The 16,188-nt window shown below is 68.5% G+C and carries 14 protein-coding genes and 1 pseudogene; 8 read left to right on the forward strand and 7 right to left on the reverse strand.

Translation table 11 applies throughout. The features are described 5' to 3' along the window. Positions 1 to 96: 96 nt before the first annotated feature. Positions 97 to 1,875: a coagulation factor 5/8 type domain-containing protein gene (locus ACIQD6_RS10175; RefSeq protein WP_401880360.1), complete on the forward strand. Its 1,779-nt coding sequence runs from the start codon at positions 97 to 99 to the stop codon at positions 1,873 to 1,875. Positions 1,876 to 1,926: 51 nt separating this feature from the next. Next, positions 1,927 to 2,420 (forward strand): annotated as a pseudogene (locus tag ACIQD6_RS10180) (TetR family transcriptional regulator C-terminal domain-containing protein); the annotation flags it as partial. A gap of 101 nt (positions 2,421 to 2,521) precedes the next feature. On the opposite strand, the gene ACIQD6_RS10185 reads toward ACIQD6_RS10180, so the two are convergent. The 3 genes from ACIQD6_RS10185 to ACIQD6_RS10195 form a co-directional block, all read right to left on the reverse strand. After that, on the reverse strand, positions 2,522 to 2,848 hold the full coding sequence (locus ACIQD6_RS10185; RefSeq protein ID WP_401880362.1) for a hypothetical protein: 327 nt from the start codon (positions 2,846 to 2,848) through the stop codon (positions 2,522 to 2,524). Positions 2,849 to 2,916: 68 nt separating this feature from the next. Beyond that, the gene (locus tag ACIQD6_RS10190; protein ID WP_401880364.1) at positions 2,917 to 3,186 is read right to left on the reverse strand and encodes a hypothetical protein; all 270 of its coding nucleotides are present in this window, start codon (positions 3,184 to 3,186) and stop codon (positions 2,917 to 2,919) included. A 255-nt stretch (positions 3,187 to 3,441) separates the two neighbouring features. Further along, on the reverse strand, positions 3,442 to 4,437 hold the full coding sequence (locus ACIQD6_RS10195; protein ID WP_401880790.1) for a helix-turn-helix domain-containing protein: 996 nt from the start codon (positions 4,435 to 4,437) through the stop codon (positions 3,442 to 3,444). Positions 4,438 to 4,797: 360 nt separating this feature from the next. Here ACIQD6_RS10195 and ACIQD6_RS10200 point away from each other — a divergent pair, with 360 nt between their 5' ends. Next, on the forward strand, positions 4,798 to 5,280 hold the full coding sequence (locus ACIQD6_RS10200) for a transposase (protein WP_401880365.1): 483 nt from the start codon (positions 4,798 to 4,800) through the stop codon (positions 5,278 to 5,280). A gap of 135 nt (positions 5,281 to 5,415) precedes the next feature. After that, positions 5,416 to 6,426, forward strand: a complete 1,011-nt coding sequence (locus ACIQD6_RS10205) for an LLM class flavin-dependent oxidoreductase (RefSeq protein ID WP_401880367.1) — start codon at positions 5,416 to 5,418, stop codon at positions 6,424 to 6,426. Here ACIQD6_RS10205 and ACIQD6_RS10210 read toward each other — a convergent pair. Next, positions 6,414 to 7,241, reverse strand: a complete 828-nt coding sequence (locus tag ACIQD6_RS10210; protein WP_401880369.1) for an MBL fold metallo-hydrolase — start codon at positions 7,239 to 7,241, stop codon at positions 6,414 to 6,416. The two genes, ACIQD6_RS10205 and ACIQD6_RS10210, sit on opposite strands and share 13 nt — an antisense overlap. A gap of 174 nt (positions 7,242 to 7,415) precedes the next feature. Beyond that, a complete protein-coding gene (locus ACIQD6_RS10215) occupies positions 7,416 to 7,883 on the reverse strand; it encodes an ester cyclase (protein ID WP_401880371.1) in 468 nt (155 codons plus the stop codon). 256 nt (positions 7,884 to 8,139) lie between these two features. On the opposite strand from ACIQD6_RS10215, the gene ACIQD6_RS10220 reads away from it, so the two are divergent. Further along, entirely contained in the window at positions 8,140 to 8,757 is a 618-nt protein-coding gene (locus ACIQD6_RS10220; RefSeq protein ID WP_401880373.1) for a TetR/AcrR family transcriptional regulator, read from the forward strand. A gap of 50 nt (positions 8,758 to 8,807) precedes the next feature. On the opposite strand, the gene ACIQD6_RS10225 is transcribed toward ACIQD6_RS10220, so the two are convergent. Then, on the reverse strand, positions 8,808 to 10,094 hold the full coding sequence (locus ACIQD6_RS10225; RefSeq protein ID WP_401880375.1) for a Gfo/Idh/MocA family protein: 1,287 nt from the start codon (positions 10,092 to 10,094) through the stop codon (positions 8,808 to 8,810). 72 nt (positions 10,095 to 10,166) lie between these two features. Between ACIQD6_RS10225 and ACIQD6_RS10230 the strand changes: the two genes are divergently transcribed. Beyond that, positions 10,167 to 11,351, forward strand: coding sequence for an ROK family protein (locus ACIQD6_RS10230; RefSeq protein ID WP_401880377.1), 1,185 nt, complete (start codon positions 10,167 to 10,169; stop codon positions 11,349 to 11,351). Positions 11,352 to 12,008: 657 nt separating this feature from the next. Further along, a complete protein-coding gene (locus ACIQD6_RS10235; protein ID WP_401880379.1) occupies positions 12,009 to 13,421 on the forward strand; it encodes a DUF4832 domain-containing protein in 1,413 nt (470 codons plus the stop codon). Between the two features lie 121 nt (positions 13,422 to 13,542). Here the strand turns inward: ACIQD6_RS10235 and ACIQD6_RS10240 are convergent, their stop codons facing one another. Further along, the gene (locus ACIQD6_RS10240; protein ID WP_401880381.1) at positions 13,543 to 14,901 is read right to left on the reverse strand and encodes an MFS transporter; all 1,359 of its coding nucleotides are present in this window, start codon (positions 14,899 to 14,901) and stop codon (positions 13,543 to 13,545) included. A gap of 370 nt (positions 14,902 to 15,271) precedes the next feature. Here ACIQD6_RS10240 and ACIQD6_RS10245 point away from each other — a divergent pair, with 370 nt between their 5' ends. Continuing rightward, the gene (locus tag ACIQD6_RS10245; protein WP_401880382.1) at positions 15,272 to 16,186 is read left to right on the forward strand and encodes a 5-dehydro-4-deoxyglucarate dehydratase; all 915 of its coding nucleotides are present in this window, start codon (positions 15,272 to 15,274) and stop codon (positions 16,184 to 16,186) included. Positions 16,187 to 16,188: the final 2 nt, after the last annotated feature.

Below are 16,188 nucleotides of genomic sequence, written 5' to 3' on the forward strand. Positions count from 1 at the left end.
CTCTTGACGAGATGTTCACATGCCGTGAACATGCGTGAGTGAGAGAGCGCTCCCCCCACCCTCACGTCGTTCATTTCCTGAACAAGGAGAGCCGTCATGCCCACACCCCCCACTCGTCGTACGGTTCTCGGCGTCATGGCAGCGGCCGCCGCCGCGCCGAGCACGCTCGCCCTGTCCTCGCCCGCTTCCGCGTCCTCGCCCGCTTCCGCGCGGACCGGCGCCGCGGCCCTGCCCGGCGGTGGCGATCTCGGACCGAACGTATTGATCTTCGATCCGTCGACTCCCAATATCCAGGGCACGCTCGACCAGATATTCCGGCAGCAGGAGTCGGCGCAGTTCGGCAACGGCCGCTACCAACTGCTGTTCAAGCCCGGCACGTACAACAACATCAACGCGCAGATCGGCTTCTACACCTCGATCTCGGGTCTCGGGCTCTCTCCCGACAACACCACGTTCAACGGTGATGTGACCGTGGACGCCGGCTGGTTCAACGGCAACGCCACCCAGAACTTCTGGCGCTCCGCCGAGAACCTGGCGCTCAACCCCGTCAACGGCACCAACCGGTGGGCCGTCGCCCAGGCCGCTCCCTTCCGCCGCATGCACATCAAAGGCGGCCTCAACCTCGCCCCCGACGGCTACGGCTGGGCCAGCGGCGGCTACATCGCCGACAGCAGGATCGACGGCACCGTCGGGCCGTACTCCCAGCAGCAGTGGTACACACGCGACAGCTCGGTGGGCGGCTGGACCAACGCCGTGTGGAACATGACCTTCTCCGGCGTGGAGGGCGCCCCGGCACAGGGCTTCCCCAACCCTCCGTACACCACGCTGAACAACACCCCCGTCTCGCGCGAGAAGCCCTTCCTCTACCTGGACGGCGCCGACTTCAAGGTCTTCCTGCCGGAGCTGCGCACCAACGCGCGCGGCACCACGTGGGGAAACGGCACGCCCAGGGGGACGTCGATCCCGCTCACACAGTTCTACGTCGCCAAGCCCGGAGTGACCGCGGCCACCCTCAACGAGGCACTCGCCCAGGGGCTCAACCTGCTGTTCACGCCCGGCATTTACCACGTCGACCAGCCCGTCCGCGTCGAGCGCGCGAATACGGTGGTGCTCGGCCTCGGCTACGCCACTCTCGTACCGGACAACGGAGCGACGGCGATGAAGGTCGCCGATGTCGACGGAGTACGGCTCGCCGGCTTCCTGATCGACGCGGGGACCGTCAACTCCACCACCCTGCTGGAGATCGGGCCGCAGGGCGCGTCCACCGACCACTCCGCCAATCCGACCACCGTCCAGGACGTCTTCATCCGGATCGGCGGCGCGGGCCCCGGCAAGGCCACCACCAGCATGGTCGTCAACAGCCGTCACACGATCATCGACCACACCTGGGTCTGGCGCGCGGACCACGGACAAGGCGTGGGCTGGGAGACCAACCGCGCGGACTACGGCATCGTCGTGAACGGCGACGACGTGCTGGCGACCGGTCTGTTCGTCGAGCACTTCAACAAGTACGACGTCCAGTGGAACGGCCAGCGCGGCCGCACCATCTTCTTCCAGAACGAGAAGGCGTACGACGCCCCCAACCAGGCCGCGATCCAGAACGGCGCCACCCGGGGCTACGCCGCCTACAAGGTCGCCGACAGCGTGAGCACACACGAGGGCTGGGGTCTGGGCAGCTACTGCTACTACAACGTCGACCCGTCGATCCGACAGGCGCACGGTTTCGTGGCACCCGCTGTCCCGGGCGTGAAGTTCCACGGCCTGCTCGTCGTGTCGCTCAGCGGTAACGGCCAGTACGACCACGTCATCAACGCCATCGGCTCGCCCACGTCGGGGACGACGACGGTACCGTCCACGGTGGTGTCCTTCCCCTAGGAGTTGTCTTCGAATGTCACGCCCACATCAGGAGCGATGCGAGGGTGACGGCTGCCCGCCGGGCGTGAGCGCCTTGCCGACCAGTACTACTTCTTCAGCTCCAAGGAGGAGCTCCTGCTGGCCGTACTCGACGAGCACTGGTCTGCTCAGCGCAGCGGCTGGAACCGTAATCTGCGCAGCGACGACCCGCCCCTTCAGCGGCTGCGGAAGCTGTTCGAGCCACCGAAGCCGACCAGCGTGCCGGGCAGCAGGGCTGCGGCACCATCTCGGGCTGCCTGTTCGGGAACCTGACCATGGAGATGAGCAACCAGACCGAGGCCATCCGCGAACGCCTGCAACAGATCTTCGACGCCCAGGTCGACATGGTCGACGTGGTTGTCGGCGAAGCCCACGACCGCGGAGAGGTCACCGTCGCCTACACCCACGAGGCGGCGGGATCCGTTGTCGCCCAGCTTGAGGGTCAGGTGCTCTTCGCCAAGCTGTACAACAACACGCAGAGCCTCGACGCCTTGTGGGGCAGCTGCATGGCCCTTCTCGGTGCCACCACTCCTGACCGAAGCGTCTGGCACGTACGCCGAAGAACCGCCTCCGCTGATGCGGAGGCGGTTCTGGGAAGGCGCGACCCACGTTCCCTAAAGAGCGGTTGTCACGTGGACTTGGTGATGATGCTCGCCGAGTGGAACACGGTCAGCGCCGGACAGTACACGTTCGACCAGCCGCTGGTGCGCCAGGCGACGGCGTCGAGGACGACCATGCCGCCCCCGTCCTGGCGCAGGCAGTTGACGCCGGCCTTGTAGTGGCCGCCGTTGCTGTGGTCGCAGCGGGCCATCGCACCGTTGTTGAAGTTGCTCTGGTAGGTGCAGCCCGTCGGCCAGGCGGTCGCCCCGGCGGGTGCAGCGGAGGCGGTGCCCCCGAAGCCGAGGGAGAACGCGGCGAGCGCGCCGCCCATGACGAGAACCGGCCATTTCTTCACTGGAGTGGATCCTTTCGCTGTGCGGTCGTCGAGCGGAATGCCGTGTGCGGAAGCGGGGCGCCCGCAGGTCAGGTCACCTTGGTTTCGATTCCGGCGGACATGGTCCTGCTCGCGCCCTGGCAGTAGGACTTGGACCACGATCCGTTGTTCCGCCAGTCGCCGACGAAGGTCACGATGTCTCCGGTGTCCGGGTCCGTGCAGTTCGCGACGGCACGGTAGTGGCCACCGTTCGCGCTGCTGCACTTCGCCACGGTCATCTTGGTGTCGGCGACCTGGTAGGTACATCCCGTCGGCCGTCCCGTAGCGGCCGCCGACGCTGTGGCGGACGCCGTGAACATGAGGCCGAGTATCGCGGACCCCGTAAGGGCGACTCGTACAGACGTGTTTCTCATCAAGCCGCTTTTTCCGCGGTCGCGCAGTGTGCTTCCCATCGAGTGATACTCCCGGCTAGGTCGAATCGATTGGCTGAGCCGGCCGCATGTCTGTCCCGATGTCTGGATCCCACCCCCGTGGTGGATCCCCTACATCGCTGCGGCGCTCACAAGAGTGCCGGGCGCTCCTCGGCTTGTCGTTGGCGGACAGTCCACGCCTCCTTAGCGCAGCGTCCCATCCCTGACCGCGTCGCCGACGGCTCCTGTTCGGCGGAGCTCGCTCGGCGGAATGCCGTAGAGGGTGCGGAACGCGCGCGTGAAGTCGGCCGGGCGGGGGAAACCCCAGCGAGCGGCGACGGCATGGATCGGCATGGTGCGCAGAGCGGGGTCGGCCAGGTCGCGCCGGGCGTTCTTGAGCCGTTGCTCCCGGATGTACGCGCCCACACTGAGGCCATCGGCTTGGAAGAGGCGGTACAGATGGCTGCGCGAGATGTGGTGTGCTGCGGCGATCTGGTCGGGTGTCAGCTCCGGGTCTCCCAGATGCCGGCGGATGAATGCCTTGATGCGCAGGACCAGGGTCCGGCTGTGGGTCTCCGGGGGCATCAGGAGATCGGCGTCCAGAATATGCGCGAAGACCGCGGTCACCAGATCGGCGACGACGGTTCCCAGCAGTGACGCTTCCTGTGGCTGATACGTGCCGGTGTCCGAGACGAACTGGGCGAGGAACTGCGACAACAGCGCGCCGACTCCCCCTCGGCCTGACACAGGCCGCCCGACCGCCTGGTCGGCCCGGCGGCCGGGCAGAGCCACCAACGCCCGGGGGACCTCGACTCCGACAATGGTGACCGGGTCGGATCCGGTGAATATCTCGTACGACCGTGACGAGCTGTTGATGTGGATGTCGCTGTTCCGGTAGGTGGCCTCCTGCTTGTCCCAGGTCGCGCCGGCCTCACCTTGCAGGAGCAGGGAGAGGTGGTAGAGCTCGGGATCGGACTGGCGAACGAGCTTCGGTGTCCGGCGGAAGACCAGGGAATCGAAGGTCGCCGGCCACACCACCACATCGCCGAGCTCGATCAGGCGCTGGTGAGCGTGGTAGTCCGCCGCACGGTCACTGGACAGATCCAGGGGAGCGTGTGTCCGGCCCACGCGCTGTGTCCACGCCTCGAAGCGATCGCCCGTAGGCAGATCCATGGTGCGGAATACCGACTCGTGCAACATCTCGGCAGTCAATCACAGCGAACGTACCGGCCTGGGCGGAGAATTCGAGGACAGCGATCGTGTGCCTGATGACCTGTGGAGGGGAGTCGCACCGACCCAGTGGTGATAAGCGTCCAACCGGACGGTCTCCACCGTCGATCCCGAAGCCCGGCACTGCCACAAGACCCGCAGTCACCAGCAGGACGGCTTCAAGGCCCACCTGGCCGTCGAGCCCGAGACCTGTTTGTACACCGCCGTCGCTCTGCGGCCCGGCGCCGGGCCCGAGCATCATGAGGCCGCTGTGGGTCTTGAGCTGCTCGCCGACGAGGACACCCCGGTGGACGCCTTCGGTGACACCGGCTGTTCATCAAACCCGCACCGTTGCGGCCTGCCGTCCCCGGCGGCTTCACCCCCGACGACATCACCATCGACACCACCGCCGCCATCGTGACCTGCCCGGCCGGACACACCGTGGCTCTGTCCGACCCCAGCGGGCAGCACCAGCAACGCAAAGCCTCCTTCGGGGACTTATGCACCGAATGCCCCCTGCGTGAGCAGTGCACCAGAGCCAAGGCCGGGCGCATCCTGACCATCCGCCCGCACCACGACCTCCAAGCCGCCGCCCGCCATCAGGCTGCCACCGATCCCGACTGGCAGGCCGACTACCGCCGGTGGAGGCCACCGGTCGAACGCGCCGTCGCCTGGCTCGTCCACCACGGCAACCGAAAACTCCGCTACCGCGGCACCATCAAGAACGACACCTGGCTTCACACCCGAGCCGCCGCCCTCAACCTCCGCCGCCTGATCAACCTCGGACTCACCCACATCGACGGCGCCTGGCACCTCGACCCAGCCACCACATAACAAAAAAGGGCCGTCCGGCCGGAGGCCGGACGGCCCCTCAACAAGATCTTCATCAGTCTTCTAGGCCCTGTCCGGGGGCGTATTGGTGATCGCGGGGCTCGGGAATCCTGGCGCGGCCGGAGTGTTGCGGTAGATGTGAGTACCGTGACGACGACCAGATTCTCCGTACTGGACCGCTCCCGTATCCGGGAGGGGCAGGCGGGCCCGCAGGCCCTGCGTGACACCGTCGGCTTCGCCCGGCGGATCGAAGAGCTCGGCTACCACCGCTTCTGGGTCTCCGAGCATCACGGTGTGCCGGGGGTGGCTGGCTCCGCGCCGACCGTGTTCGCGGCGGCGGTCGCCGCCGCGACCTCCACGATCCGCGTCGGCACCGGCGGTGTCATGCTGCCCAACCACCAGCCGCTGGTCGTCGCCGAGCAGTTCGGGGTGCTGGAGTCCCTCTTCCCCGGGCGCATCGACATGGGGCTGGGCCGCTCCGTGGGATTCACCGACGGCGTACGCAGGGCCCTGGGCCGGGACAAGCAGGATGCCGAGGACTTCCCCCGCCTGCTCGCGGAGCTGCTCGGTTACTTCGAGGGCCCCCGGACAGCTCAGCCCCAGGTCCACGCCCGCCCGGCCGAGGGCCTGCGCGTGCCGGCGTTCGTCCTGGCCACCGGGAAGGGCGCGCGGACCGCCGCCGAGGCCGGCCTGCCGCTGGTCATCGCGGCCGTACGGGGCGAGGACGCGATGCTGCGGGCCATCGAGGAGTACCGCCGCGACTTCCGCCCGTCCGCCTGGGGCGAGCGCCCGTACGTGGTGCTCTCCGGCACGGTCGCGGTGGCCCGCACCACCGAGGAGGCCCACCGGCTGCTGATCCCGGAGGCCTGGTCCACGGCTTACTCCCGTACGCGCGGGGAGTTCCCGGAGCTCCCGTCCGTCGACACCGTCCTCGCGACCGGCATGACCGACCGGGAACGCTCACTGTTCGAGGACGCGCTGCGCGGTCACCTGTACGGCACGGAGGACGAGGTGGCGGCCGGACTGGAGAGACTGCTCGCACGCAGCGCGGCCGACGAGTACCTGGTCACGACGAGTACGTACGACAGCGACGCGCTGCTGGACTCCTACCGGCGGCTGGCGGCTCTGGCCGGACTTCAGCCGGCCTGAGCCAGTCGGTGAAACTCGTGAGGGTCGTGGGCACAGAACAGTCTGATCCGTTCCGGCTCGGCGCGGCTCAGCTCCCGCAGTCGCCGCCGGTTGTGCCGTCGTGCGGAGTTGTCGGTGGCGAGCAGGCGTTGGACCACGGAGAGTCCCGGCGGGCGGGGCGGCCGATCGGGGTGGACATCGGCAGGAGAGAAGAAGGCATCGCCGCAGTGCAGGAGCCAGCCCTCGCCGCTCCGTACGGCCACCGCGCAATGGCCGCGGGTGTGCCCCGGCAGCGGGAGCAGCAGGATTTCGGGGGTGGCCGCGGGCATCGTGGGCCGGACGGCTCGAAAGCCGAACCACTCGTCCTGGGCGCCCTCGTACTCGACCCAGTGGGGATGGTGGGCCCACTGGACGGGTCGGTAACGTACCCGCTCGCCTCTGGTCGGAGGGTTTTCGGCGGCACGCAGTTCATCGGCCAGGACGTGGACCCGTGCGTGCGGGAAGTCGGCCAGCCCTCCGGCGTGGTCGAGATCGAGGTGGGTGAGGATGATGTCGCGCACGTCGCGCGGGTCGAGACCCATGGCGCGGATCTGCGTCAAGGCGGTCCGGGCCGGGGCGAGTTCGGGCCGCATGGTGGCGCGGAAGGCGAGGCCCAGCCGTCGGGGGTCGGCGACGTCGGCCGTTCCCAGTCCCGTGTCGACGAGAACCAGACCGTCGTCCGACTCGATGAGCAGGCAGTGGCTCACGAAGCGGCCGGTGAGCAGTCGCCCGCTGCCGAGCAACAGGCGGCCGCCGGCCGGGCACATGCCGGCGCAGTCGAGGTGATGGATCGTCATGCCGCTCCGTGTGAGGCTTCGTAGGGGCGTTGTGGGGGGCTTGGTACGGGATCGGGTGCGGCAGGCCGGCTTCACGCGGGCGCCACACCTCACCACGCTACGTGCGGTGTCCCGCTCCGCGCGCCGCGGGCTCGGAGAACGCCCGCGGCACACCGGTCGACGGTGCCGGACCGGTCAGGGGGCGTCGGCCTTGGCGGCCGGCAGTGTGGGGACGATGCCGAGTTGGGAGGCGATGGTGCCGCTGTCGAAGTAGACCCGCTCGCAGACGATGCGCTGCCCCTCTTCGCCGTCGAAGAAGAAGAACGCGACGACGGGGCAGCGGAAAGTGCGCCCGGTGGGCGCGTTGCCGTAGAGCTCACCGAGGTGGGTGCCAAGAAGGTCGAACTCGGCGACGACGGCGTCGTCGGTGTGGTGCAGCCGGACGTTTTCGTGCCGCTGGTCGGGAAAGGCCGCCCGTGTGAGGTTGTAGTAGCTCATCACCTCGGCCGGACCGTCGAAGACCTGACCGGTGGTCATTATCTCGTAGCGGGGGTGGTCGAAGGTGGCGAGGGTGACATCGAAATCCTGCGTGCTCTCGGACTCGAAGTGCTCGCGCACCAGGGCCTCTCGTGCCTCTCGGAGAGGAGTCTGCGGGGTCGTCATATGTACGGGGCTCCATCCTGGAGGGGCTACAGCTGTGCCGCCGGCCACCGACGCGGGAACCGGTGTGTGAGCCGGTCCGTGAGCGGACCGCTCCCCACTCGGGTGAGCACACCGCTCGCAACGCGCCCGAACCGATCGAACCATCAACGGTCGAGAGCGTTCACAGGCTCTGTGACCTGGACAGCTGCGAATGCACCCTTAAATTCGATACACCTGGGTACTGAATACGCTTGAGTATCCAATTGGAGGAGGTCGCATGTCAACGCCCGAGCCGACACCCGCCAGGGTCCGCCGAGCACCGCGCGCCGACACTCGCGCCGCCCTGCTGACCGCCGCCGTCCGCACCTTCGGCGAGCACGGCTTCGCCCAGAGCTCCCTGGAACAGGTCGCGGCTGCGGCCGGCTTGTCGCGCGGCGCGATCTACTCCAATTTCGCCAGCAAGGACGACCTGTTCCTGGCTCTGCTCCGGGAGACGGTGAACGAACGTCTGCGGCAGCTGCGCGATGCGGTACGCCCCGCGCTGAGCGCACGTGAGCGGGCGGTGGGGGCCGACAGGTCGATGACTCAGGCGCTGCGGCAACGCCCGGACCTCCATCTGCTGATGATGGAGTTCTGGCTGCGCGCGGCTCGCGACCCGGCCGTACGCGAGCACTTCATGGCGCACCGTCAGGAGATCCGGGCCACGGTGATCGGACTCCTGGAGGAACACCAGGAGTCCGAGGAAACCGAGTTGCCGATGCCGGCCGGCCAACTGGCCACCGGGATCATCGCGTTGTTCAACGGGTTCGGCCTGGAACACCTGGTCGACCCGGAGAGCGCCTCACCCGAATTGTTCGGGCGGCTACTGGCCACACTGCTCCAGGCACCCCGCTGAGGGCGGGCGTGCGTCACCCCGGGGCCGTACCGGCCGTCGCGCGAGCGCTGTCACGCCCTCGTCGGATGGGCGACGTCGTCCAGTCGGACGACCGTGCCTGTGACCCTGGCTCGTTCCGCGGCCCACACCACCCGGTGGGTGGCCAGGCTTTCGGCCGCGTCCGAGCGCAGTGTCGAGGCGTCACCGGTGGAGACGGCGGTCAGGAAGGCTTCGGTCAGGGCTTCGTCACCCCCGCCATGGCCGTCCCCGGCGGACGGTCCCGCCGTGGCGCCCCCGTCCTCGCCGGCATCGACGGTCCATTCCTCGCCGGTACGGAAGTCGACGACCCGCAGGGTGTGTCCGTCCCCCTCGATGAAGCCGTGCGTGCCCATCAGCCGGGTACGACGGTGCTCCATGGGGGTGAAGGCGCTCATGGTGAAGGAGCAGGTGGCGCCGGAGGGAAACTCCATGTTGACGACCTGGTGATCGACCACGTCGTTGTCGCCGGCATAGACACACCGGCCGTACGGGCCCGTGCGGAGCGCGTCGAGCACCGCGCGCTCCGTGTGTTCCTCGGTGACCGCCGACAGCGGCCAGAACTCCTGATCGGGGTCGCCGAGACAGCCGAGATAGAGCCTCTTCGCCGAATACGGGCAGCTGGGCTCCAACGGGCAGTCCAGACACCGGTCCGCCGCTCCCTCCGGCCGGTCCTCCGCGCGGAAGTGGGTCAGCCCGCCGAACGAGGCGACGCGGTCGGGCAGTTCACCGAAGAGGTGGATCAGCCAGTCGATGTCATGGCAGGACTTGGTCAGCAGCATGGGGGCCGAGGTGTCCTGGCGTCGCCAGTTGCCGCGTACGAAGGAGTGGGCGTGGTGCCACCAGCCGACCGGCTCCAGATGCTGGACGCTGACGAGACGGCCGACGGTGCCGGTCTCCAGCAGTCGGCGCAGTTTCCAGGTGTACGGGGTGTAGCGCAGCACGTGGCAGACGGCCAGCAGGATCTTGTTGCGCTCGGCGGCCTCGGCGATCGCGACGGCGTCCCGTTCGACGGTGGCCATCGGCTTTTCGAGGAGGATGTGGTAGCCGAGGTCGGCCAGTCGCACGGCGGGTTCGACGTGCAGCTGGTCCTGGGTGGCGATGATCGCCGCGTCGGCCGTCCGGTGGTGCTTCGCCAACTCGGCCCAGTCCGTGTACACCTGATCCGCCGGCACCCCGAATTCGGCTGCGGCGGCCTCCCTGCGGTACGGGTCCGGTTCGGCCACGGCGGTCACACGCCCCATGCCGGACGCCACCGCGTGACGTGCGTAGGACTGCCCGCGCAGGCCGGAACCGACGAGAGCTAGAGTCACCGCAGACATGGGATCCCCTTCGGAATTTACACAGGAATCCCTGATTATTGGCCATCGCGAGGTCGACCTCAAGGGCGTGTCATGATCGAAAATCCGGGCGGGGGAGATCTCTCCCAGCTCCGCAGGCTCAACGCGCTGGCCGCGATCGGCGCCCTGCGCGGCGAACCGGCCCTCACACTCACCGAGATCGCCGGGCGCACGGGCCTGTCGCGGGCGTCCACCGAGGACGTGGTGCGGGAACTACTGGCGCGCGGCTGGGTGGTGGAGGCCGCGCCGACGTCGGGCACAGTGGGGCGCCCCGCACGCCGCTACCGCTTCCGCGCGGACGCGGGCCGGGTGCTCGGCATCGACATCGGCGGCCACAAGGTGCTGGCTCTGGTGGCGGATCTGGACGGCGAGGTCCAGCACAGCGCCCGGGTGGCCGTCACCCCGTCGATGGGGCGTACCGAACGGCTGGCCGCCGTGGACGAGGCCGTCCGCGCGGCGCTGGCCGGGGCGAACACGGCCGCCACCGGGGTGTGGGTGACCGGGGTGGCCACGACGGGGCTGGTCGACGGGACGGGCCGGGTCATGCTGTCGGAGGCGCTGCCCGAGTGGACGGGGCTCGATGTCGCCGCCCATGTCGGGGAGTTGGTGTCGGGGCCGGTCCTGGTCGAGAACGACTGCAAGCTCGCGGCGCTGGCCGAGTCCTGGCGCGGGGTGGCCCGGCACGCCAAGGACGTGGTGTTCCTGCTCGCGGGGTTGCGTACGGGCACCGGCCTGATCATCGACGGGAAGCTCCACCGGGGGTTCGGGAACGCGGCGGGCGAGATCGGGGCACTGCCCGCGGCCGGCTGGGTGCGGGCCGCCGGGCATCTGCGCTCCTGGCCGGCCGACTCCCCCCGCACGGACGGCGCCGGCGATCCGCACACCGCCGCGGAGGATGTCTTCAGGGCGGCCCGCGAGGGCGACCGCAAGGCCCTGACGGCCGTACGACGCTACGTCCGCGACCTCTCCGTCGGCACCTCGGCCCTCGTACTCACGCTGGATCCCGAACTGGTCGTGATCGGGGGCGGGTTCTCCCGTTCGGCCGACCTCATCGTCGAACCGCTGCGGCGCGAACTGGACCGCTGGTGCCTCCGCACCCCCGAGGTCAGGGTCTCCGGCTTCGGCGACGAGGGCGTCGCCCTGGGGGCGCTGCGGCTGGCGCTGGACCATGTCGACCGCGGCCTGAGCACATCGGGGGAAATAGCTCCGCCCGAGAGCTTTCTGATGGGACGTCGCTGATCGGGCCGACGGCGAGTTCGGGGTCACTCCGAGGTCCGCCCCCGTGACTCAATCGAGCCTTGACTTACTTTCCCTGGTCTCCATTATTAGTACAACTTTGTGGCTCCCGCAGTGTGTTGCTGTCCTGGGCCGGCCGTTGAGCGCGGTGCCTTGTGCGCCGCGCACAGGAGGTGGTCCGGGTATGGGGAAGAGGTCGGCGCGTCTCTGCGCGGCTGTGCTGGGGGTGGTTCCGACGGCTTCCGCCTGTTCGAGTGGAGGTGCCTCCGGGGGCGCCAACGGCGACGGGAGGACCGAACTGTCGTACGCGGTCGGGGACATCAACCAGAAAAAGGTGCTGGAGGAGCTGGGAACTCGCACTTCTCTGGTCGTGGAACGATCTGTTCTGACCTCTGGTGGTCAACACCGATCCGGAGAAGATGACGCTCTAGGCTGGCCTGACGGCCCTTCAGAGGCAGTTCCAGACCGACTACCCCGTGCTGATGGCGGGCTCGCTGCTCGCCTCACTGCCCATGATCGCCGTCTTCGTGCTGCTCCAGCGCCAGTTCATCCAGGGCATCGCGCACACCGGCGTGAAGGGCTGAACCCCATGCCTCCCCTCACACTCCCGGCCGTCGTACGGCCGGGTCTCCACAGGTCTCCAGGAAGGGACTTACCACGATGAAGAGACCAGTCCGCCGCCCGGCGCTCCTCAAGGGGCTCACCGTGATGGGCCTGTTGGGTACGCTGCTCGTCGGCGCCTCCCCCGTGTCCGCCCAGGTCGCCCGCATGGACGGGGAGAGCGGCACGCGTGCCGCCTCGGTGTCGTATCCCCAGACCACCGACTCCTTCGCCAACCCCGAGCGCGGCTTCTACCACCACACGGACAGCTGCGACCAGAACGACTTCAACGCGGCCACACTGCGGAGTTACCGCACCAACGAGGGCATATCGCTGGTGATGTGCGTCTTCTATCTGGCCGATTTCAAGAACAGTGCCATCAGCCAGACCGCCCTGGACCGGCTCCAGCGGCAGTTCAACGCCGTACGGAGCGCGGGTCTCAAGACGATCGTCCGGTTCGCCTACACCGATTCCGCCGACGGCGTCGATGCCCCCAAGGACCGGGTCCTCGCCCACCTGGACCAGTTGGCGCCGTATCTTCAGACGAACAGCGATGTGATCAACGTCGTGCAGGCCGGCTTCGTGGGCGCCTGGGGCGAGGGCTACTACACCAAGAACTTCGGCGACGCGGGCAATGTGACCACCGCCGACTGGGCCAACCGCAAGGCCGTCGTCGACAAGACGCTCAGCGTGCTGCCGTCGACGCGCATGGTGCAGCTGCGCACCCCCAAGTACAAGCGGACGATGTACGGCACCACCCCGCTGCCGGCCGGACAGGCGTACAACGGCTCGTCGTCGGCGCGGCTCGGCCACCACAACGACTGCTTCCTCGCCAGCGCCGACGACTACGGCACCTATGAGAACCCCGCCGTCGAATACCCCTACCTGGCGGCCGAGACGACCTATCTCGCGATGGGCGGCGAGACCTGCGGGGTCAACGCACCGCGGACCAGCTGTCCCACCGCCCTCTCCGAACTGAAGATGTTCCACTGGTCGTACATCAACACCGACTACGAGCCGAACGTCATCAGCGGATGGCGAAGCGGCGGCTGCCTGCCCGAGATCACCCGGAACCTGGGCTACCGGTTCGCCCTTCAGAACGGGACCTTCCCGAGCACGGCGAGTCGGGGCGGCTCCCTGCCGGTGAACCTCACCGTCAAGAACGACGGATTCGCGGCGCCGTTCAATCCCCGCGGTCTCGAACTGGTGCTGCGCAACACCGCCACGTCCCAGGTGTACCGGGTCCCGATGACCGGTGACCCGCGGACCTGGGCGGCCGGCACCACCACCACGATCGACCGGAACGTGACACTGCCCGCCAACCTGCCGGCGGGCGACTACAGCCTGCTGCTCAATCTCCCCGACCCTCAGCTGTCGCAGCGGGCGGAGTACTCCATCAGGCTCGCCAACCAGGGCACGTGGGAGGCGTCCACCGGCTACAACAACCTGCTGCACACGGTCACCGTGAGCTGACCGGCGGCGATTCCCGGCAGGCCCGGGCCCGACGGGGATGCCCCGCCGGGCCCGGATCAGTGGCCGAGCTCGGATACGTGGGCAGCCGCGGACCGGTGCGGCACTCCCCCGCGTCGCGCGCTCACCGCGCCTCGTCGGTCGCCAACGGCCCGAGAACCGCCGGTTCTTCGGTACGCGCCGGGCCGCCCGGCCGGTTGATGAAGGCGACGCCGAGGACCGCCAGCACGGACGCCGCCGCGAGAGCGTACAGACCTCCGTTCGTGCTGCCGGTGGTGTCCTTGAGATAGCCGAAGAGCGTGGGTGAGACGAACCCACCGAGGTTGCCGAGCGAGTTGACCACCGCCAGCCCGGCCGCGGCGATCTTCAGGTCGAGCCCGGCCTGCGCCATCGGCCAGAACAGGGTGGCGGCGCACTTTCCGCCGACCGCGGCCAGGGTGAGGGCGAGCAGACCGAACCAGGGGGAGCCCAGGGTGGCGAGGAAGGCGCCCGTCGCCGACAGGATCAGACAGACCGCGAGATACGGCCTGCGGTCCGGGGCGCGGTCCGTGAAGTGGCTCATCGTGTACATGGCGATCACCGCGCAGATCCACGGGATGGCGGACAGCAGACCGATCTGGAAGGGCGAGAGGCCGCCGATCTCCGCCACCAGGCTCGGCAGCCAGAAGGTGATCGCGTAGCCGGTGAGGGCCATGGCGAAGAAGACCCCGGTCAGCAGAGCGACCTGAGGGTGGAGCAGCAGGCGGAACCGCGACACCTTGGGGGCCCGGCTGCGGGACTCCTGGTCACGCGCGACCGCCGAGCTCAGCGCGTCCTTCTCCTCCTGGGTGAGCCAGCGGGCGTCACCGATACGGGAGACGAGGAAGAATCCGGCGACGAACCCGACCAGGATGGAGAAGGCCCCTTCGAGCGCGAACATCCAGCGCCAGCCGGCGAATCCGCCCACACCGTGCAGTTCCAGCAGCGCCCCGGTGATCGGACCGGTCACGATGTAGGCCGTGGCGGAACCGCCCAGGAAGATCGCGCTGGCCCGGCCCCGGCTGGAGTCCGGCAGCCACTGGGTGAAGTAGAGGAGCACGCCGGGGAAGAAGCCCGCCTCCGCGACACCGAGGATGAACCGCAGGACGTAGAACATCGTCACGTTGTGGATGAAGCACATCGCGAGGATCACCAGGCCCCAGGTGATCATGATGCGGGTCAGCCAGACCCGGGCGCCGAAGCGCTCCATCAGCATGTTGCTCGGCACCTCGAAGAGGGCGTACCCGATGAAGAACAGGCCCGCGCCCAGACCGTAGGCGGTGGCGCTCACCCCCACGTCGGCCCTGAGCTCGTCCTGGACGAAACCGACGTTCGTCCGGTCCATCTGGTTGACCAGGAGCATCAGCACCAGAATGGGCAGCATGCGGCGCAGGAATTTGCCGACCGCGCGACTTTCGGCGTCGGGCTCGCTCTCGGGACTCTTCGCAAAAGGCTGCGGGACCATCGTTGTCTCCCACTTCAATTGCCGTGACGGCATGACAGATGTGCCTGGGGCCCGCTCCGTTGACCGCGCGGGCCGGACTCCGCTCGCGAGGGCGAGGGGTCGCACCGCACCCCGACCGGGGTGGCGCCTAGTGATGTACATGTATGTGAACCGGCGTTATACGTGTGGACACGTTACGGTCGCGTGTCCACCGGGTCAATGACTTCCCCACGGAATCTCAGCAGGCCGCACCGGGCACTTACTTGAAGGGATCGGCCACGTCAGGAGCGGTACGTGACGACGCGATCGCTTGACGGTTCCCGCAGTGCGTCCTAAATTTACTGACGCTTACATCATCATGGATCACGGTTACATACGTGAACGGAGTCTTATGCTTGACGGAGTGCTGTTCTTTCCGGTCACGCCGTTCGCACCCGACGGCTCTATCGATCCGCGAACCCTCGGAACGCATGTACGGGCGGGTGTGTCCGCCGGTGCGGGCGCGGTCTTCCCCGCCTGCGGCACCGGAGAGTTCCACGCGCTGTCGCCGCGGGAGCACACCGACGTCGTACGCACCGCGGTCGAGGCGGTGGACGGGGCGGTCCCCGTCTTCGCGGGGGTCGGCGGCCCGCTCCCGACGGCGATCGATCTCGCCGGAGCGGCACGCGAGAACGGCGCCGACGGACTGCTCCTGCTGCCGCCGTACCTGGTCAACGCGGACCAGGACGGACTGGTGCGGTACGTTCGGGAGGTCGCTGAGGCCGCCGGGCTGCCCCTCATCGTCTACAACCGGGCCAACGCCCGGTTCAGCCCCCGTGCCGCCATGGAAGTCGCCGCGATCGACCAGGTCGTCGGATTCAAGGACGGTGTCGGCGACATCGAAACCCTGGCGCGTACCGTCGTCGCCATCCGCGAATCGCTGCGCGAGCGCGGCAAGCCCTTCCAGTTCTTCAACGGGCTCCCCACCGCGGAGGCGACCGTCCCCGCCTACCGGGCCATCGGCGTCCCGCTGTACTCGTCCGCCGTCTTCTGCTTCGCCCCCGAGATCTCCCTGGCCTTCCACCGCGCGGTGACCACGGGCGACGAGAAGCAGGTCGACGCCCTCCTGGCCGGTTTCTTCCACCCGCTGGTCGCCCTGCGCGACAAGGTTCCCGGATACGCGGTCTCCCTGGTCAAGGCCGGCGTACGGCTGCGCGGCCTGGACGTCGGGTCGGTCCGCGCGCCGCTGACCGACCCCACGCGGGAAGACCTCGACGAACTCTCCGCGCTCCTGGAGCGAGGACTCGAACTCGTAAGGAGCGCGTGACC

Origin of the sequence: Streptomyces sp. NPDC088400, assembly GCF_044753355.1 — a bacterium.
Lineage (GTDB): Bacteria > Actinomycetota > Actinomycetes > Streptomycetales > Streptomycetaceae > Streptomyces.